Origin of the sequence: Flammeovirga aprica JL-4, assembly GCF_012844305.1 — a bacterium.
Taxonomy (GTDB): Bacteria; Bacteroidota; Bacteroidia; order Cytophagales; family Flammeovirgaceae; genus Flammeovirga; species Flammeovirga aprica.
Genome location: NZ_JABANE010000015.1, coordinates 89,666 through 105,905 on the forward strand (window position 1 = coordinate 89,666; position 16,240 = coordinate 105,905).

Consider the following 16,240-nt stretch of genomic DNA (forward strand, 5'->3'; position numbering starts at 1 on the left):
GATACACATCATGAGGTTATCAACTATAACTATTATTCCTTGTCTTAAGGAAGTGAAATGAAGTACCTGTTAAACGTTAATCTCCGTCTGAATGAGAAGGTTTTTAGGTGCCAATTTCTCTTCTGGATCCATTAGTTTTTTCTTATCAAGTTGAGCATTTTGCTGGATCATTTTCATACCTACCACATAGGCCTTTGCATTGTTAATGGCATATACTGAGCGTATTTGATCTCCTTTGAAAAACCAAATCGACCATTTGTTTTCTGCTTCTCTTCTGATAATATGATTGTCTGAATCAATTGTAAGACCTACAATCTGTAATTTCACATCATACTGATCAGACCAGAACCAAGGCAAACTGTTATACGCTTCAGGGTTTCCTGTAATGGATTTAGCAACAATCTTTGCTTGATCTACTGCATTTTGTACGGATTCTAAACGAATCGATTGATCATAAATGGTATTATAATGAGTATTACAATCTCCTACTGCATAAATAGTATCTTCAGAAGTTTGACAATAGCCGTTCACCACAATTCCATTTTTGTAATCTAAGGCTAACTGATCACTCAGTGTTTGATTGACATAAACCCCTACTCCCATAATGATCATATCACATTCAAACGCATTACCTTGATCGGTGATGATCGTCTGTGTACTTCCCTCATTATTGATTTCAGATACACTTGCATTCAACTGAATCTGAACACCATTCTTTTGATGTAATTCAAATAAAAAGTCAGACAGTTCATCGGCATTCACTTTAGGTAAAAGCTTTTCTTCTCTTTCAAAAACAGTTACTTCTAGTCCTAATTTTCTTAGAGAAGAAGCTGTTTCTAAACCAATATAACCACCACCGATGATACCCACTTTCTGTACACCACTTTCTAATGCAGACTGAATCCCTTTTACATCTTGGATATTGCGCATTACAAAAAGGTTTTGAGCCGTATCGATTCCTTTAATTGGAGGAATAATTGGTGAAGCACCTGTCGCTAAAACCAAATAGTCATACGTGATTACATCATTGGAAGACAAATAAACAGATTGTGTAGTTTTATCCACTTTTACCACTTCCTTACCTAAAAGCAAGTCAATCCCTTCATTAGCATAACTCTGTTCTCCCTTCAACGGAATGTACCCACTTTCATCCTTTACTGTAAGATAAGTTTTTGAAAGTGGTGGTCTTTGGTAAGGCAAATTAGGGTCCTGATCGATGACCACAATCTTACCTTCCCAACCTTCTTTTCTCAAGGAGAAAGCCACGTTGATACCTCCGTGACTTCCACCAATGATTACACAGCATTTATTATTATCCATTTACTTCACTACATTAAGCACCAACCCATCAATCTCCTCTGTCACCTGCAATTGACAGCATAAACGGCTGTACTCATTCGCATCATCATCCAACTCCAACATATCCTGCTCGATCTCACTTGCTACCCCTAACTTATCGACTGTTGCCGGATCTACCTGCACATGACAAGTGGCACATGAACACACACCTCCACAGTCACCATCAATTCCTTTTACGTTATTTTGTACTGCCAATTCCATCACCGAACCCGCTGTTCCCTCTACTACAATTGACTCTTGCTCTTTTGTTATAAATGTTATTTTAGCCATTTCTATTCGTGTTATATTGGATGTCTCATCATTAGCCCACGACTTAAGTCGTGGGCTAGAAATGAGAATTAATTAAAACTTACAGTGATATTTTTAAACCCTACTTTACGTTTAAACTCTCCCCATTCTTCTATATTTTCCTTTGCGTCTTTGATTTCAATAGCATTCACTTTTTCCGCTAAAGAAGTCAACAAAATCTTCAAGATTTGACGAGCATGAGTAGCCCCTAGGCAGTTATGCGTACTAAAACCAAAACTTACGTGAGGGTTCACCTTACGATCTAAAACCACTTCATTTGGATTTTCAAAAACGGCTGAATCTCTATTGGCAGAAGCCCAACATAAGGATACTCTTGAATCATTTTTGATGGCATGCTCACACACTTGCGTATCTTCCGTCACCACTCTTCCCATATGTGTCAACGGTGCGAAATAACGTACTAACTCCTCCACTGCTCTACCCGTAATTTCAGGCTCCTGAGCAATTCGTTTTAAAGAATTTGGATGCTCGGCGAAATAAGCAATTGAGTTCGTTACGGCATTGATCACTGTATCTCTACCTCCAGCAAACGTCAAAATCATCACACCTTTCACCTCTTCTTTTGTCATTTTCTTACCGTCTACTACAGCAGAAAGTAATAATGAATAAAGATCATCACCTGGGTTCTTGCTCGCTTCCTCAATTTTCTCATCCAAGTAATCAAAAAGAATATTGGCTTTGCCTCCATCTAAATCAGTGTCTTCAGAACGGAAAACGTGTACGCCCCAATCAATCCAAGTCTCAGATTCTTTATAAGGTACATTCAATAAAGTCGTCAAAGCTCTTGATTGTAATTTCAATGAGAAATCCCCTACCACTTCAAACTGCTCTTTCGTCAATACCTCATCAATCAACTCATCAATAATCGTCTTCAATACTTTTTGATACTCCTCCTCCAACGGTCTTTTAAACCAAGGCTCTACCAAATCTCTATACGATTTATGCTCTGGCGGATCTACTTCAAATGGAATCTGACGAATATCTCTAATATGCACTTCAGAAGGTACAACAATACGTCCTGGCTCTGCTCCTGAAATAAACGTTTTCCAATTATGTGCTGTTTTACGTACATCTTTCAGACGCAATAACATTGTCACCGGATCATTCTGATCATCAATTTCACCATATCCTTTTTCAATTCTTGCTTGCTCAAAGGCATCTGGGAATTCGCTTAGTTTAGTTTTCTTATCTTCTTTCAAGTGTTCCATACTTTGTGTCGTTTGAGTGTAAAAAAATCAAGCATAAGAGCACTTTTTTAATGAAGAATTAAGAGTGAAGAATGAAGATTTGGGAAGTAATTTTGTTTCAATAAATCTCCCAATTTACCCCCATATTCTTTTTCCTTAATTCATTCTGTCAGACTTATTCGATTTTGAGTAATTTCTTAAAGTTATGATTTCTAATGCTTGAGTGATACCACAAAGTAATGGAGTTGAATCGGGGGAATCTTTCTGTTTTTTCGTTAATTAGTTATGTATTTTATCATTATTATGTTGAATTGATAATTTTTAAGGTAAAAAACAGAAATAAAGAAGGTGTTTTTTGAAATTTGAGCTATATCAGCTTAATTACATTCAACTAAACAGTATTATCATGAGCGTTATATCAAAAGCAAACAAAGGGACATCGATTTTAATCTTACTTCTAAATCTTTATTACATTCCAATGACACTGAAAATTATCATTGCAAGAGGTGGAACTTGGGGTTATGGTTTACTTGTATTACCTATTTTTTTAACTTTCAATCTATGCCTTATTTCTGCTTATCACGGATTTCGAGGTAAGAATTCTGAAAGTGTAGGGTTATTGATGTTTAATTTGATAGCTAGTCTTGTTGGAGCTTATATTTTATATGACCTCGCATTCAAGCTTTATTTTGAATAATAAGAACCGGTGTTTTTTATGGTTCCCGTGAGCCACAATGCATCCTCAGCCCACGACTTAAGTCGTGGGCTGAGGATGAAGATTAATGGATATTATACCAATCCACTTCTTCATAATCACCATCAAAATTACCTTTCGTAAAAATTCGATGACCTTTAAATTCCATTCCTGAAGGATCAACCGCTTTTACTTTGATAATATGACTGCCATCTTCAAAACCTTCTGGAAATTCCCCTACCCAAATATGTGATGGAATATTCTTAGGATAGCCAGGTCCAAGGTGAGATTTTTGATTGGAAATTTTTAATGAATCTCTCAAATAAATTCTTCTCGCTGTTGGATCCACTATTTTGTCTCTTCGCTCCAATTTTTGCCATTCCCCACCATCTATTTGAGCATAAGCTTCTGTATGAATCGATCCTGCCCAAATATTCGCTAAGAAGTTGTTTTCTGTCAGTCCCTCTGGAATATGTATCGTTGGATCTTTTTTTGCATTCAATGGTTGATACACCCAAATTTTCATTTGCTTTTCTTTGGGTTTACCCGATGCTTTATACTCCATATTGACTTTAGTACCATTGAAATGGGCTAAGTAATACCCTTTTGGAGAACCACATCCCATTACACCATTCGGGATGCCGTCAAGATCCAACTCTCCGCCCCACCATAATCCACAGACTGCACCTGTTACTACATCGTGTAGGACTTTATCTTCGCCATAAGGCAAATACAAATGTGTCATGGAGTGAAGATGACCTGAAAACGATTTTACATGAGGGAAATCTTTGATTACTTCCATCAGTTCGTCTCTACTTTCCTGCATCATATGTCCTAATGGAATATGTTGTAAAAAGACGATTAGTTTTTCTTTCGGCACTGTAGCTAAATCATTTTTGATCCATTCCATTCTGTTTTTAGGAATAAAATCTTTGTATTGAATACCTTTGATAGTCGTTACATTATTGATGGCAATAAAATGTACATCACCAATATTAAAAGAATACTGATCTGGTCCATAATACTTTTTAAAGCCACTAAAATCTTCCGTCAAATCTTCAATATCATAGTTTCTATCATGGTTCCCTGCCACCGGATAAACAGTAGTTGTAAATTGTTTAAAAAGCTCATTTAAAGCTGGAAAAATCATGGCATTATCATCTCCCATATCTCCTAACATTACAGCCCCTTTCAAATTAGGATATTGATATAATTCCTCTGCTACTTCATGAGCATAATTGACCTGATGTTGATAGCGAGCTTGAATATCACCAAGCATTGCCATTGTAAAAGTTTTAGGCTCTTCAATTTTTCTTAAAGGGAAATTCAATTGTGCAGGTACTTCCGCATTTTGTGCAACAGTTGGAGCATACGATTCGGAAGTGGGTTCAGGGTAGAAATGTAAAAAATCAGCCATGGTATGATAGCTGTTCTTTCTTAATTCATAGCCACTTGGTTTACTTACAAAAATGGTTTGTTTCGGTTGAAGGGGCAGTTCATAAAAACCTTTCTCGTTGGTCAATACCACTTCTAAACCATTCGAAACCGCCACTCCTTCTACAAGCGGTTCGCCTTTATCTAATAAGCCATTTTGATTAATATCTTCAAATACATATCCGCTGACTTTGGTGGGTAGTTTTTTGGAAAATGCTTCGGTATGAAGCCAGAATAATAACGGTAGTAATACAAAAAAATGTCTCATTGTTTGTTTAAGTTAATTGTCAAAATTTATTTAGATTAAAACACAATCTGCTACTTGCTAATCATTACTCGTGAAAAATCGAGTCTTATTTAATGGTATAAAGATAGACAATTATCGGTGTTATCAGACTAAATCTTCTTATATAATTTCCTAAATTCCAAAGGGCTGTAATTGTTTTACTTTTTAAATTGCAGATAAAAATGATAGACTCTCATTACCGTCTTTAGCTTCTCGTTTTCAATAATGTAATAATATATTTTAACATGCTTGGATTAGAAAACTGTCAATAAATAAAATATTTTTGTAATACTCTGATTGAAATGAAACAAGCAACTTTAAATTTCAATTATATATCGCTCTAAAAACTCACTTATTAATTTTTTAAATATTTAAAACCTAAGAGATATATTATGTTTCGAGACTATAAATTAACGACAACAAAAAAGTACCTTTATTTTCTGTTCCCTTTCCTAAGTTCACTTTTGTGCTTCTCCTGTTCAACAGAATCAGAAAATAAACCACCTAATGTTATCCTTATACAGGTTGATGATTTAGGGTTTGATGATTTAAGCCTTCATGGAAATTCGATAATTGAAACGCCGAATATCGACGCTTTGGGTGAAGCTTCCGTACAGTTTGATAATTTTTATTTGCAATCGGTTTGTGCACCATCAAGAGCCGCACTGTTAACCGGTAGAAACTTTTTGAAGACGGGCGTCACATCAGTACATAGTGGTAGGGATTATATGAATTTAGATGAAACCGTAATTTCTCAAGTATTCCAATCGAATGGTTATAAAACAGGCATGTGGGGGAAATGGCATAGTGGTAAAACGGATGGTTATTTGCCATGGGACAGAGGTTTTGATGAAGCCTATTATAGCTGTCTATATAATTATTTTGATAATACTGGACTGTTAAATGGGAAAGAAGTGAATACGAATGGATATACCACGGATGCTCTCACTGATATGGCCATTTCGTTTATTAAATCAAATAAAGATTTGCCTTTCTTTGCTTATATTTCTCATTTGGCACCACATAATCCATGGAGAGCTCCTCAAGAAAATGTAGATAAGTACTTGGAAAAAGGATTATCTGAACCAATGTCACTTCTGTATGGTATGATTGACAACCTTGATGAAAATATAGGGCGTGTTATGCAAACTGTAGAAGAACAAGGTTTAGCAGATAATACGATCATTGTTTTTCTTAGTGACAATGGTCCATGGACAAAAAGTTACCGTTTTGGACTAACAGAAGAAGAATGGAAATTGAGAAACCCATCTGCTTTTAGAGGGAATAAGGGAACGAACTGGGAGAATGGTGTGAAGTCACCTTTATTTATCAAATTTGGCAACCAACTGAAATCAACACACATTGATAGACTAACTAAGATTGAAGATCTTTTTCCTAGTTTAGTCGCAATGTGTCACCTTCCTTTACCTGATTCTCTGCAATTAGATGGTATTGATTTTTCACCGATTTTTGATAAAAAGGAAGTTCCTGACAGTGAATTAGTTTTTGCTAGTCATAGCCCTAAAGGCAATATTGGAACTGATAAAGCGGATAAAAATATGAGTACTCCTAGTGAGCCTTTAACCCCTCAATTTAAAGAGAGTTTCATTTTTGAAAATCAAGGATTGGCGTTCAGAAAGGGAGAATGGAAATTTATCCACAATCAAGACCAAAGTAAAAAAGAACTCTATCATGTAATTTCAGACCCCAGAGAAACGAAAAATCTAATAGGCGAGAAACCTGAAATTGCAAAACCTTTGGAAGAAGAATTGGAAAAATGGTATGACGATGTACTTGCTTCTAAGTCTTATAATATGCCTGTTTTCCAAATCGGTTTTAAAGGAAGAACCTCAACACAGATTTATACTTGTGGACCCTCAGCAATATCTCAAAATCTGAAAAACAATAACCATAATATAGAAAATTGGTCTGCAAAAGACGATCAAGCGACTTATGATATTAAAGTTCATACTGAAGGTACTTACAATGTTTTCTTAGTCCATGAAATTGAAGGCTTCCAAGATTACTCCTTTTCTTTATCCACCAATAATGCATCCACATCAGTAACCAGTTTAGAAGATAATGGAGGAAAAAACTTTGGGACTTTAATAGAAGGAGAAAGTGCGTATTGGGAAAATTTTGATTTGAAATCAACTTTTAGGAAAACAATCAAAAGGTCAAACTTAGGATCACTTCAATTGAAGAAAAATGACTCAAAGATTTATCTTAAGTTGAATGAAGTCACTGGCAATAAAAACCCAGAGAATGCCAAGATCATCGCCTTGCAATTGGAAAGAGTGAAAGATGAATAAGAACTAAAAGCTTTATGTGATAAGGGCTTTCGAAGTCACTTTAAGAAACGCCCTTATCACATAAAGGATTTAAATTTTCTTATATAATTTCCTAAATTCCAAAGGACTGTAATTCTTGAATTTTTTAAACTGCTGATAGAAAAACGGCAGACTTTCATAACCGCATCGATAACCAATTTCGGCCACTTGCATATCCGTTTCTAACAGCAAACGACTCACTCTATTGATTCTATATTCATTCAGAAAAACAAAGAAAGGACGTTGCATTGCTTTGCTGAAAAACCTAGAAAAAGACTGTTCTGTCATATTAAGTTCTTGGGCGATTTCAGCAAGTTTAATTTTTCTATCATAATGATCTGAAATAAAGTTCTGTACCCTTTCAATTCGATCATTGGTGGCACTCGATTCATCATAAGCATAAGAGGCCCCTGCCAAAAATTCTCTTTGATTTAATTGTACTAGATCTTTCAATAAGTCCACAAAATGAAGATACCTTTCGATGCCATTGGACTGAATGATTTTATTGATTTTCTCCTCCGCTTTAATTTTTTCAGGTTGATGGAAAAGAACACCTCTTTCTACCTTATTAAAAACGGACTTGATCTCATCAAAACCCATCAAAGGAGTAATCACCTCTTTGGGCCATTGTAAAACTAATGATTCCGCTCTTTCATCACTCTCTAAATCATTCTTCCAACAATGTGGTAAATTAGGCCCAAGCAATACCAATTCCCCCGGTTGATAGTCTGAGATATTGTTTCCCACATAGCGGTTGCCCACACTATTCAAAATAAATGTCAGTTCATATTCTGGATGAACGTGCCAAGGTGTATTAAACTCTTTCTGTGAATATTTAAATGCTCTGATATTTGAGGTGTCTTGGGTGACTACCTTCTCTAAAAAAGTCTTCATAGATTAAAAAGTGATGTATTTTAATCATCAAAATAACACATTTGACATATAAAATACAAAATAGATAACTTTTTAATCAAAATAGAGAATCAGATTCCACCTAAAACAAAAGAGATTTGCTTCCAACACACAAATAAAAGTACTGTGATAAATGAAAACTAGTGTTTCGTAGACCCATAATTGAAATTATGGGCTTTTGGGAAGACAACTCATTGATCAACTTTTGATTATAATATTTGACTTATCCGCATTTTAATGGGTAAAAACCTTTAAATCTTTGAGACATATCAAGTTTATAATGAAAGTTGAAAAATGGAACAGCTTCCCATAAGCCCATGACTTCAAGTCATGGTGCACGATATTTATTTGTTTTCTTCTGACCTAGTACTTATCTCAACTCCACAAACTTTTATTACACTATGGGAATACAATGCAAGGCCGCTATAGGTCATGGACAAGGAACATTTACGATTGAAACTATTGAAATAGGAGAACCACTGGAAGATGAAGTTGTGGTGAAAGTTTTAGCCGCTTCACTTTGTCATACAGATCATGATTCATTGAATTGGGGCAAAGACATTATTTTGGGGCATGAAGGAGCCGGAATAGTGGTTAAAACCGGTGCCAACATCACAAAATTTAAAGAGGGAGATTCCGTTATTTTAAACTGGGCTACTCCTTGTATGAAATGCAATCAGTGTCAAGATGGAAATCAACATATCTGCGATACCAACTCCCCTGTTGTCGCTGGAGGAAACGGACATACGCCAGGACATTCTCACTTGGAAGGTAACCTATGGAATGGAAAACCTATTGAAAGGTCATTTAACCTAGGAACATTTTCAGAATATACTTTGGTGAAAGAATCGGCTTGTGTAAAAATGGACAAGGATATTCCTATGGCTTCTGCAAGTTTGATCAGCTGTGGTGTGATGACAGGTTACGGTTCTGTGGTGAATGCCACTGATATTTCTGCCGGTGATACAGCCGTGGTTTTAGGAACTGGAGGTGTAGGACTTAATGCCATTCAAGGAGCAAAACTTTCTGGTGCAGAAAAGATTATTGCTATTGATATCAATATGGAGCGTTTACAAATGGCATTACAGTTTGGTGCCACACACACCATTTTGGCGGATAAAGAAGATAAAGGATTATTGAAAGCAGCACAGAAAGTCAAAGAAATGACAGGTGGAAGAGGTGCTGATTATGCTTTTGAATGTACAGCGATACCTGCTTTGGGAGCGGCTCCTTTAGCGATGATTCGTAATGCTGGTACTGCCGTACAGGTGAGTGGCATTGAGCAGGAAGTTTTAATAGATATGAGTCTTTTTGAATGGGATAAAATCTATATCAATCCTCTTTATGGAAAATGCCGTCCTGAGGTAGACTTCCCTAAGCTTGTCAACCTTTATAAGAAAGGTGATTTGATGCTTGATGAAATGGTGACAAGAACTTATCCGTTGGAAAGTTTAGAGCAAGCATTTGAGGATATGTTAAGTGGTAGAAACGCAAAAGGTGTAATTATTTTCGATCATGAGTAAATCAAAATTTAGAACTACAGAATTGTCCAACCCAAAATTTGAAATGGATGGACTTCGTTTTATCACAGTAAAAACGAACAACCTCAAAGGAAGAGGCGATATATGTGTTTTTGTGCCTGAAGGCGATCATAAAGATTTGCCTATCGTCACATTGCTTCATGGTGTATATGGAAGTGCCTGGATCTGGTGTATGATGGGTGGTGCTCATGTTACTGCCAACCGCTTAATCAAAGAAGGTAAAATAAAACCTGTGATTTTAGCCATGCCGTCAGATGGTTTATGGGGTGATGGTTCTGCTTACAATGATCATCACGGTTACAGTTTTGAAAAATGGATTGCCGAAGATGTGCCTCAAGCTGTACGAGAAAATATTCCTCAAACCAGTAAAGCCTCTCCTTTATTTATTTCAGGGCTTTCTATGGGAGGTTTTGGAGCATTGAGAATCGGAGCAAAATATAGTGCACAGTATGATGGTGTAAGTGGACATAGTTCGATCACTGAAATTCAGCAAATGGAATTATTTGTGGAAGAAAAGCTGGACAACTATGCTCAGGATAAACGTGAAGATGAAGATGTTTTAACCGCTGTTCTTCAGCATAAAGCAACCTTACCTCCTTTCCGTTTTGATTGTGGAAATACAGACGAGTTGATCACTTTCAACAGAGTATTGCATCAACAACTCAATGAAAATAATATTGAGCATGTGTATGAGGAATTTGAAGGAGGACATCAATGGGAATACTGGTACGAACACTTAGAAGATACACTTTTGTTTTTTGATAAAATCGAAAAACAGTCAATAAGTAGCTAGTCTTTACATTTTTGATTACTTTAAAGATCTAGTATTAAGACAAAAGAAATGAGATGTTTTTAAACTAGAAGTCAGAGACTTCTTATGATCTTTTAAACACAAATAACGCTTCGCTTAACATTTGCGCTAGAGGGCGGGATCAGAACCACTGGCGCGGATGTTAAGCGTCAGCGTCATCCGTGCCTTAGGATCAAAAGAAATCTCCCGATTTCTAAAAGCTGTTTATCTAATCCTATTTTGTTTAAACGGCAGGTTAAAGTGTCCATTTATTTCGTAATACTGACTATCAGAAAGGTCTATAAAAACACCTTCATGGACTTTTTCAAACACCCTCTATTACACTCACAACACTCAAATGGAAACCAAGAATAACAAACTCCAAACCATTGAAGAAGCAATTGGTCCTGTTGATTTTACGGGCTTAAAATTGACCGCTCCATCACAATATGCCGCCGGAGTACCTGCCGTAAAAATTGCTTTGGAGCATGCCATGAAGGAAATGGGATTGGCAAAATCGATTGCAACGCTCTCAAAATTAAATCAAAAAGAAGGAATAGATTGTCCGGGTTGTGCATGGCCTGATCCTGATAAAAGATCCAACTTAGGCGAATTCTGTGAAAATGGTGTGAAAGCCATTGCGGAAGAAGCCACCAACAAAAGAGTAACACCCGCTTTTTTTGAGCAGTATTCTGTAAAAGAAATGAGCGAGTGGTCTGATTTTAAAATTGGGAAAAGCGGTAGAATCACCCACCCTATGGTCTTAAGAAAAGGCACTTCCCATTACGTTCCTATTGAATGGGATGAAGCTTTTGAATTAATTGGACATCATTTGCATCTCTTGGATGACCCAAATCAAGCGGTATTTTATACTTCAGGAAGGTCAAGTAATGAAGCGGCATTTTTATATGGTCTTTTTGCAAGAAAATTAGGCACCAATAATATGCCCGACTGTTCCAATATGTGCCATGAATCTAGTGGAGCAGGCCTTTTCCAAACTTTAGGAATTGGCAAAGGCAGCGTTACTTTAGAAGATTTTCAATATGCGGATGTAGTTATGGTTATCGGTCAAAACCCCGGTACAAATCATCCCCGAATGCTAACGGCATTAGAAAAATGCAGACAACAAGGTGGTAAAGTTGTGAGTATAAATCCTTTAAAAGAAGCTGCCTTAGTACGCTTTAAAAACCCACAAGAGGTAAAGGGAATTGTAGGAAATGGAGCAGCAATTTCAGATCATTATCTTCAGGTAAAAATCAATCAAGATGTAGCACTATTAAAATACATCATGAAACGTTTGGTTGAACTAGACAGAGAAGAAGCGGGTGTGATTGATTGGGATTTCATAAAAGCCAATACCAACGGAGCAGGTGAACTATTGAAAGATCTTGACAGCTATTCAAAAAATGATTTGATCACGCAAACGGGACTTTCCCTAGATGAAGTTGAACCGATTGTAAAGTTATTGGCTGAAAGGAAAAAAGTGATTATTTGCTGGGCAATGGGTTTAACACAACATAAAAATGGTGTTGATAATATCCGTGAGTGTGTTAATCTTCTATTATTAAAAGGGAGTATTGGTATAAAAGGTGGCGGTACTTGCCCGGTGAGAGGCCACAGTAATGTTCAAGGTGACAGAACCGTAGGTATCACACATCACGTTTCCCCTAAATTAAATGCTTCTTTTGAAAGAACTTTCAATTTCAAACCACCAACAAAAGAAGGATTGGACGTGGTACATTGTATAAAAAGCATGTATGAAGGAGAGGCAAAAGTATTTATGGCATTGGGAGGCAATTTTCTTTCTGCTGCTTCTGATACAAATTACACTGCAAAGGCCCTTCAAAACTGTGAGCTAACCGTTTCTGTAAGTACAAAACTCAACAGAACTCATCTTATCACAGGAAAAACTTCTTTGATATTACCTACACTGGGACGTACTGAGAAAGACGAATCAGACGGTCAATCAAGGTTTGTAACCGTAGAAAATAGTATGGGCAGAGTGCACCGTTCTTTGGGTAGAATAGATCCTGCATCTGAGCATTTAATGAGTGAGCCTGAAATTGTCAGCCGTATTGCCAAAAGTTATTTTAAAGATGATTTTTCTATTCCATGGAACCGCCTTGGGACAGATTATGATTTTACCAGAAGTAAAATTGCGGAGGTCTTTGACGGTTTTAAGGACTACACTGAAAGGAGTAAAAAAGCGGGTTTTGATCTACCCAATCATGCTAGAAAAGGGGACTTCTCAAAACTCCCCGGAGGTGTGGCCAAGTTTTCGATTAATCAGCTTCCCGATCATGATTTAAAAGAAAACGAATTCTTGATGATGACGATCCGTTCTCATGATCAGTACAACACCACAATTTATGGTTTGGATGACCGCTATAGAGGCATTTATAATGAAAGAAGAGTGGTATTAATTCACCAGAATGATATTGAAAAATTAGGGTTAAAAGCGAATGAAGTAGTGGATTTAATCAGTGAATATAATGGTGTGGAACGAAAGGCAGAAAACTTTATCATTGTCCCATATGATATTCCTGAAGGCAATCTTGCCTCTTATTTCCCAGAGGCGAACGTTTTAATTCCTAATGATCAATTTGCTACATTGAGTAATACTCCTATTAGTAAATCTGTGAGGGTGAGTATTTTGAAAAAGAATTAATGGCAAAATACCGTGCACCATGACTCAAGTCATGGGCAGGTGATACCGACTCCACCAACACTGAAGTGTTGACTCCGTTTTTTTTAACCTTCAAGACTTCAGTCTTGATAAGGTTACAGTATCACCTGCCCATAGTTTTAACTATGGTGCACGGACCACCCAACTCCTACTACCCTTGAACTTATGCACCAAAACAAACTCCGCCACACCCAAAGCACTTTTACCGCCTTTTTCAGGTAAAAAAAAAAAATCCGTACCCTTGACCTTAAATTTCGAAGGATCAATCAAAGGAATATTCTGTTCTCTGATAAAGTTAATCAACTCGCCATAAAGGGTGTAAAAAAACAGGTTCATCCTTCTCTGACAAACCTGTTTCCAATCATACACTATTAGTACCTAGGTACAAAACGATCTTTTCCTTCTGGACCATCATAGTCCTGATCTTGCAACTTCCCATCTTCTTCTCTGATATAACCAAAGAATTTTCGCATCATCTCTAGATTTTCTTCCTTGGTCTTCTCGAAAGGATTGTCGTAAATCTGATAGTCGAAAATATGGTAAGGTTGCCCATCTATCCTTTTTTGGAGATGCCTTTTCTTAAAAGCAGGGGCATTCTCCAACATCTCTATAGTATAATCATCTTGAAACTCTAGTTGTCCTGTTAAATATTGCCAATAGACTGTTCCATAGGAAAGTCCTGTTTGAGGAATATCATACTTACTTTCAAAATCATATTGATCTGTTCCATAGTTAGGGTCGTCTTTTTCCTCATATTCTACTGAAGCTAAAAAAGAAATAGGATAGATGACCGCAGATAATTTACCTTTGACCATATCTGCAAACTTATTGGCTTTATTGCCTTTTAAATATTGTTCTTCTAACTTGAAGCTTGCCCCCAATTGAACATTTCTATTACCTTGTTTGGGCTCAAGTATAGAAAATACTAACCTGTTAGATCCTTCACCATATATTGATACTACACGATAAGCATCAAGATCAGTAAAAAAATGTTGGTGTATTCTCTTTAGATCAAAAGCTAATCCTTCCTCTGAAAGAATTTCATCATCGGTTTTTCGTTCAATAGTTAGCTCCATAGTTTTCCAATTAGTATAAAAAGGATTATTAATCAAGGAATCTATAATTTTTTTTAAATGCGGAACGTTTGTAGCCGTTTTCATAATCCCTGTAAATCCAACACTCAAAGTATTCATTGTTCTATTTTAAATTAACATTAGTTTATTAATTTTACCTCCTTCGTCCATATACCAGACTCTAAACTCTCCGTTTTCCAATAACTTATCTACCCTTGCTTCACCAAATTCGTTTCTTAAAACTTTAATTATTTGTTTCTTCGCCAACTTCGCCGCTCCCAAAGCACTTTTACCACCTGCTTCGGGTAAAAAAAGAAAATCCATACCCTTGACCTTAAATTTCGAAGGATCAATCAAAGGAATATTCTGCTCTCTGATAAAGTTAATCAACTCGCCATAAAGGGTGTAAAAAAACAGGTTCATCCTTCTCTGACAAACCTGTTTCCAATCATACACTATTAGTACCTAGGTACAAAACGGTCTTTTCCTTCTGGACCTTCATAACCTGCCTTCCTCAGCTTTATACGCTCTGCCCTAATATAACCAAAGAATTTCCGCATCATCTCTAGATTTTCTTCCTTGGTCTTTTCGAAAGGATTGTCATAAATCTGATAGTCGAAAATATGGTAGGGTTGTCCATCTATCCTTTTTTGGAGGTGCCTTTTCTTAAAAGCAGGGGCATTCTCCAATACCTCAACACTGTAATCATCTTGGAATTTCAATTGTCCTGTTAAATACTGCCAATATACTGTACCATAGGAAAGTCCAGTTTGTGGAATATCATACTTACTTTCAAAATCATATTGGTCTGTTCCATAGTCTGGATCGTCTTTTTCCTCATATTCTACTGAAGCTGAAAAAGAAATAGGATAGACGACTGCTGATAATTTACCTTTGACCATATCTGCAAACTGATTGACCTTTTTACCCTTCAAATATTGTTCTTCTAACTCGAAGCTTGCACCAAATTGGACATTTCTATTACCTTGTTTAGGCTCGAATATAGAAATTCCAAATCTATTTTCTCCTTCACCATACATATCTATATCTCGGTAAGCATCTAGATCAGTAAAAAAATGCTCATGTACTCTTTTTAAATCAAAAGCTACCCCTTCTTCTGAATGAATCTCATCATCAGTTTTTCGTTTAATAGTAAGCTCCATTGTTTTCCAATCACTATAAAAAGAGTTATTAATCAGGGAGTCAATAATTTTTTTTAAATTTGGCACATTAGTAGCCGTTTTCATGATCCCTGTAAATCCAATCATCAAAGTATTCATATTACTGTTTTATATTAAAGTTAATTTTTTTATTTCTCCTATATCATTCATAAACCATATTCTAAACTCCCCATTTTTTAACACCTCTCCTGCTGCTTCTCTCCCTAGCTCATTTCTTAATACATTACGGATCATTTTTTTCGCCAACTTCGCTGCCTCCAAAGCGCTTTTACCGCCTTTTTCAGGTAAAAAGAGAAAATCCATACCCTTGATCTTAAATTTCGAAGGATCAATCAAAGGGATATTCTGTTCTCTGATAAAGTTAATCAACTCGCCATAAAGGGTGTAATCAAGTAGGGTAAATATGGAATAAGTCTACGTCTATCCCATATTTATCCCTCTCACAGAACCGTGCGTAC

General features: G+C 36.4%; 15 protein-coding genes. 5 read left to right on the forward strand and 10 right to left on the reverse strand.

The window, feature by feature from the left end:
* Positions 1 to 69 precede the first annotated feature (69 nt).
* The 3 genes from HHU12_RS07685 to HHU12_RS07695 all read right to left on the reverse strand — a co-directional run bounded on the left by HHU12_RS07685 (position 70) and on the right by HHU12_RS07695 (position 2,876).
* The gene (locus HHU12_RS07685) at positions 70 to 1,320 is read right to left on the reverse strand and encodes an NAD(P)/FAD-dependent oxidoreductase (protein WP_169656161.1); all 1,251 of its coding nucleotides are present in this window, start codon (positions 1,318 to 1,320) and stop codon (positions 70 to 72) included.
* Positions 1,321 to 1,629, reverse strand: a complete 309-nt coding sequence (locus HHU12_RS07690; protein ID WP_169656162.1) for a 2Fe-2S iron-sulfur cluster-binding protein — start codon at positions 1,627 to 1,629, stop codon at positions 1,321 to 1,323.
* A 68-nt stretch (positions 1,630 to 1,697) separates the two neighbouring features.
* Positions 1,698 to 2,876 (reverse strand): cytochrome P450, encoded by a 1,179-nt coding sequence (locus HHU12_RS07695; RefSeq protein ID WP_169656163.1) that lies wholly within the window; start codon positions 2,874 to 2,876, stop codon positions 1,698 to 1,700.
* A gap of 385 nt (positions 2,877 to 3,261) precedes the next feature.
* On the opposite strand from HHU12_RS07695, the gene HHU12_RS07700 reads away from it, so the two are divergent.
* Entirely contained in the window at positions 3,262 to 3,552 is a 291-nt protein-coding gene (locus HHU12_RS07700; protein WP_169656164.1) for a hypothetical protein, read from the forward strand.
* A gap of 82 nt (positions 3,553 to 3,634) precedes the next feature.
* Here HHU12_RS07700 and HHU12_RS07705 read toward each other — a convergent pair whose 3' ends face one another.
* Positions 3,635 to 5,251: a calcineurin-like phosphoesterase family protein gene (locus HHU12_RS07705; RefSeq protein WP_169656165.1), complete on the reverse strand. Its 1,617-nt coding sequence runs from the start codon at positions 5,249 to 5,251 to the stop codon at positions 3,635 to 3,637.
* Positions 5,252 to 5,661: 410 nt separating this feature from the next.
* Between HHU12_RS07705 and HHU12_RS07710 the strand changes: the two genes are divergently transcribed.
* On the forward strand, positions 5,662 to 7,581 hold the full coding sequence (locus HHU12_RS07710) for an arylsulfatase (protein ID WP_169656166.1): 1,920 nt from the start codon (positions 5,662 to 5,664) through the stop codon (positions 7,579 to 7,581).
* A gap of 69 nt (positions 7,582 to 7,650) precedes the next feature.
* Here the strand turns inward: HHU12_RS07710 and HHU12_RS07715 are convergent, their stop codons facing one another.
* The gene (locus tag HHU12_RS07715; protein WP_169656167.1) at positions 7,651 to 8,493 is read right to left on the reverse strand and encodes an AraC family transcriptional regulator; all 843 of its coding nucleotides are present in this window, start codon (positions 8,491 to 8,493) and stop codon (positions 7,651 to 7,653) included.
* A gap of 419 nt (positions 8,494 to 8,912) precedes the next feature.
* On the opposite strand from HHU12_RS07715, the gene HHU12_RS07720 reads away from it, so the two are divergent.
* The 3 genes from HHU12_RS07720 to HHU12_RS07730 all read left to right on the forward strand — a co-directional run bounded on the left by HHU12_RS07720 (position 8,913) and on the right by HHU12_RS07730 (position 13,510).
* Positions 8,913 to 10,034, forward strand: a complete 1,122-nt coding sequence (locus HHU12_RS07720; protein ID WP_169656168.1) for a Zn-dependent alcohol dehydrogenase — start codon at positions 8,913 to 8,915, stop codon at positions 10,032 to 10,034.
* Positions 10,027 to 10,845 carry an alpha/beta hydrolase gene (locus HHU12_RS07725; RefSeq protein ID WP_169656169.1) on the forward strand — a complete coding sequence of 273 codons (819 nt, stop codon included), beginning with the start codon at positions 10,027 to 10,029 and terminating at the stop codon, positions 10,843 to 10,845. The genes HHU12_RS07720 and HHU12_RS07725 overlap by 8 nt, the downstream gene beginning before the upstream one ends.
* Before the next feature lie 355 nt (positions 10,846 to 11,200).
* Complete coding sequence (locus tag HHU12_RS07730; protein ID WP_169656170.1) at positions 11,201 to 13,510, forward strand: FdhF/YdeP family oxidoreductase; 2,310 nt, start codon at positions 11,201 to 11,203, stop codon at positions 13,508 to 13,510.
* Positions 13,511 to 13,651: 141 nt separating this feature from the next.
* Here the strand turns inward: HHU12_RS07730 and HHU12_RS07735 are convergent, their stop codons facing one another.
* From HHU12_RS07735 to HHU12_RS07755, 5 genes are all read right to left on the reverse strand, one after another.
* The gene (locus tag HHU12_RS07735; RefSeq protein WP_169656171.1) at positions 13,652 to 13,864 is read right to left on the reverse strand and encodes a hypothetical protein; all 213 of its coding nucleotides are present in this window, start codon (positions 13,862 to 13,864) and stop codon (positions 13,652 to 13,654) included.
* 35 nt (positions 13,865 to 13,899) lie between these two features.
* Positions 13,900 to 14,604 (reverse strand): hypothetical protein, encoded by a 705-nt coding sequence (locus HHU12_RS07740; RefSeq protein WP_169656172.1) that lies wholly within the window; start codon positions 14,602 to 14,604, stop codon positions 13,900 to 13,902.
* A gap of 126 nt (positions 14,605 to 14,730) precedes the next feature.
* Positions 14,731 to 15,024 carry a hypothetical protein gene (locus HHU12_RS07745; protein ID WP_169656173.1) on the reverse strand — a complete coding sequence of 98 codons (294 nt, stop codon included), beginning with the start codon at positions 15,022 to 15,024 and terminating at the stop codon, positions 14,731 to 14,733.
* Between the two features lie 35 nt (positions 15,025 to 15,059).
* Positions 15,060 to 15,848, reverse strand: coding sequence for a hypothetical protein (locus HHU12_RS07750; protein WP_169656174.1), 789 nt, complete (start codon positions 15,846 to 15,848; stop codon positions 15,060 to 15,062).
* 42 nt (positions 15,849 to 15,890) lie between these two features.
* Positions 15,891 to 16,085, reverse strand: coding sequence for a hypothetical protein (locus HHU12_RS07755; RefSeq protein ID WP_169656175.1), 195 nt, complete (start codon positions 16,083 to 16,085; stop codon positions 15,891 to 15,893).
* Positions 16,086 to 16,240: the final 155 nt, after the last annotated feature.

What these genes read in the sequence shown, in the direction of transcription:
- HHU12_RS07685 (WP_169656161.1), bottom strand. Translation starts at nt 1,320, where the DNA reads ATGGATAATAATAAATGCTGTGTAATCATTGGTGGAAGTCACGGAGGT.
- HHU12_RS07690 (WP_169656162.1), bottom strand. Translation starts at nt 1,629, where the DNA reads ATGGCTAAAATAACATTTATAACAAAAGAGCAAGAGTCAATTGTAGTA.
- HHU12_RS07695 (WP_169656163.1), bottom strand. Translation starts at nt 2,876, where the DNA reads ATGGAACACTTGAAAGAAGATAAGAAAACTAAACTAAGCGAATTCCCA.
- HHU12_RS07700 (WP_169656164.1), top strand. Translation starts at nt 3,262, where the DNA reads ATGAGCGTTATATCAAAAGCAAACAAAGGGACATCGATTTTAATCTTA.
- HHU12_RS07705 (WP_169656165.1), bottom strand. Translation starts at nt 5,251, where the DNA reads ATGAGACATTTTTTTGTATTACTACCGTTATTATTCTGGCTTCATACC.
- HHU12_RS07710 (WP_169656166.1), top strand. Translation starts at nt 5,662, where the DNA reads ATGTTTCGAGACTATAAATTAACGACAACAAAAAAGTACCTTTATTTT.
- HHU12_RS07715 (WP_169656167.1), bottom strand. Translation starts at nt 8,493, where the DNA reads ATGAAGACTTTTTTAGAGAAGGTAGTCACCCAAGACACCTCAAATATC.
- HHU12_RS07720 (WP_169656168.1), top strand. Translation starts at nt 8,913, where the DNA reads ATGGGAATACAATGCAAGGCCGCTATAGGTCATGGACAAGGAACATTT.
- HHU12_RS07725 (WP_169656169.1), top strand. Translation starts at nt 10,027, where the DNA reads ATGAGTAAATCAAAATTTAGAACTACAGAATTGTCCAACCCAAAATTT.
- HHU12_RS07730 (WP_169656170.1), top strand. Translation starts at nt 11,201, where the DNA reads ATGGAAACCAAGAATAACAAACTCCAAACCATTGAAGAAGCAATTGGT.
- HHU12_RS07735 (WP_169656171.1), bottom strand. Translation starts at nt 13,864, where the DNA reads ATGAACCTGTTTTTTTACACCCTTTATGGCGAGTTGATTAACTTTATC.
- HHU12_RS07740 (WP_169656172.1), bottom strand. Translation starts at nt 14,604, where the DNA reads ATGGAGCTAACTATTGAACGAAAAACCGATGATGAAATTCTTTCAGAG.
- HHU12_RS07745 (WP_169656173.1), bottom strand. Translation starts at nt 15,024, where the DNA reads ATGAACCTGTTTTTTTACACCCTTTATGGCGAGTTGATTAACTTTATC.
- HHU12_RS07750 (WP_169656174.1), bottom strand. Translation starts at nt 15,848, where the DNA reads ATGAAAACGGCTACTAATGTGCCAAATTTAAAAAAAATTATTGACTCC.
- HHU12_RS07755 (WP_169656175.1), bottom strand. Translation starts at nt 16,085, where the DNA reads ATGGATTTTCTCTTTTTACCTGAAAAAGGCGGTAAAAGCGCTTTGGAG.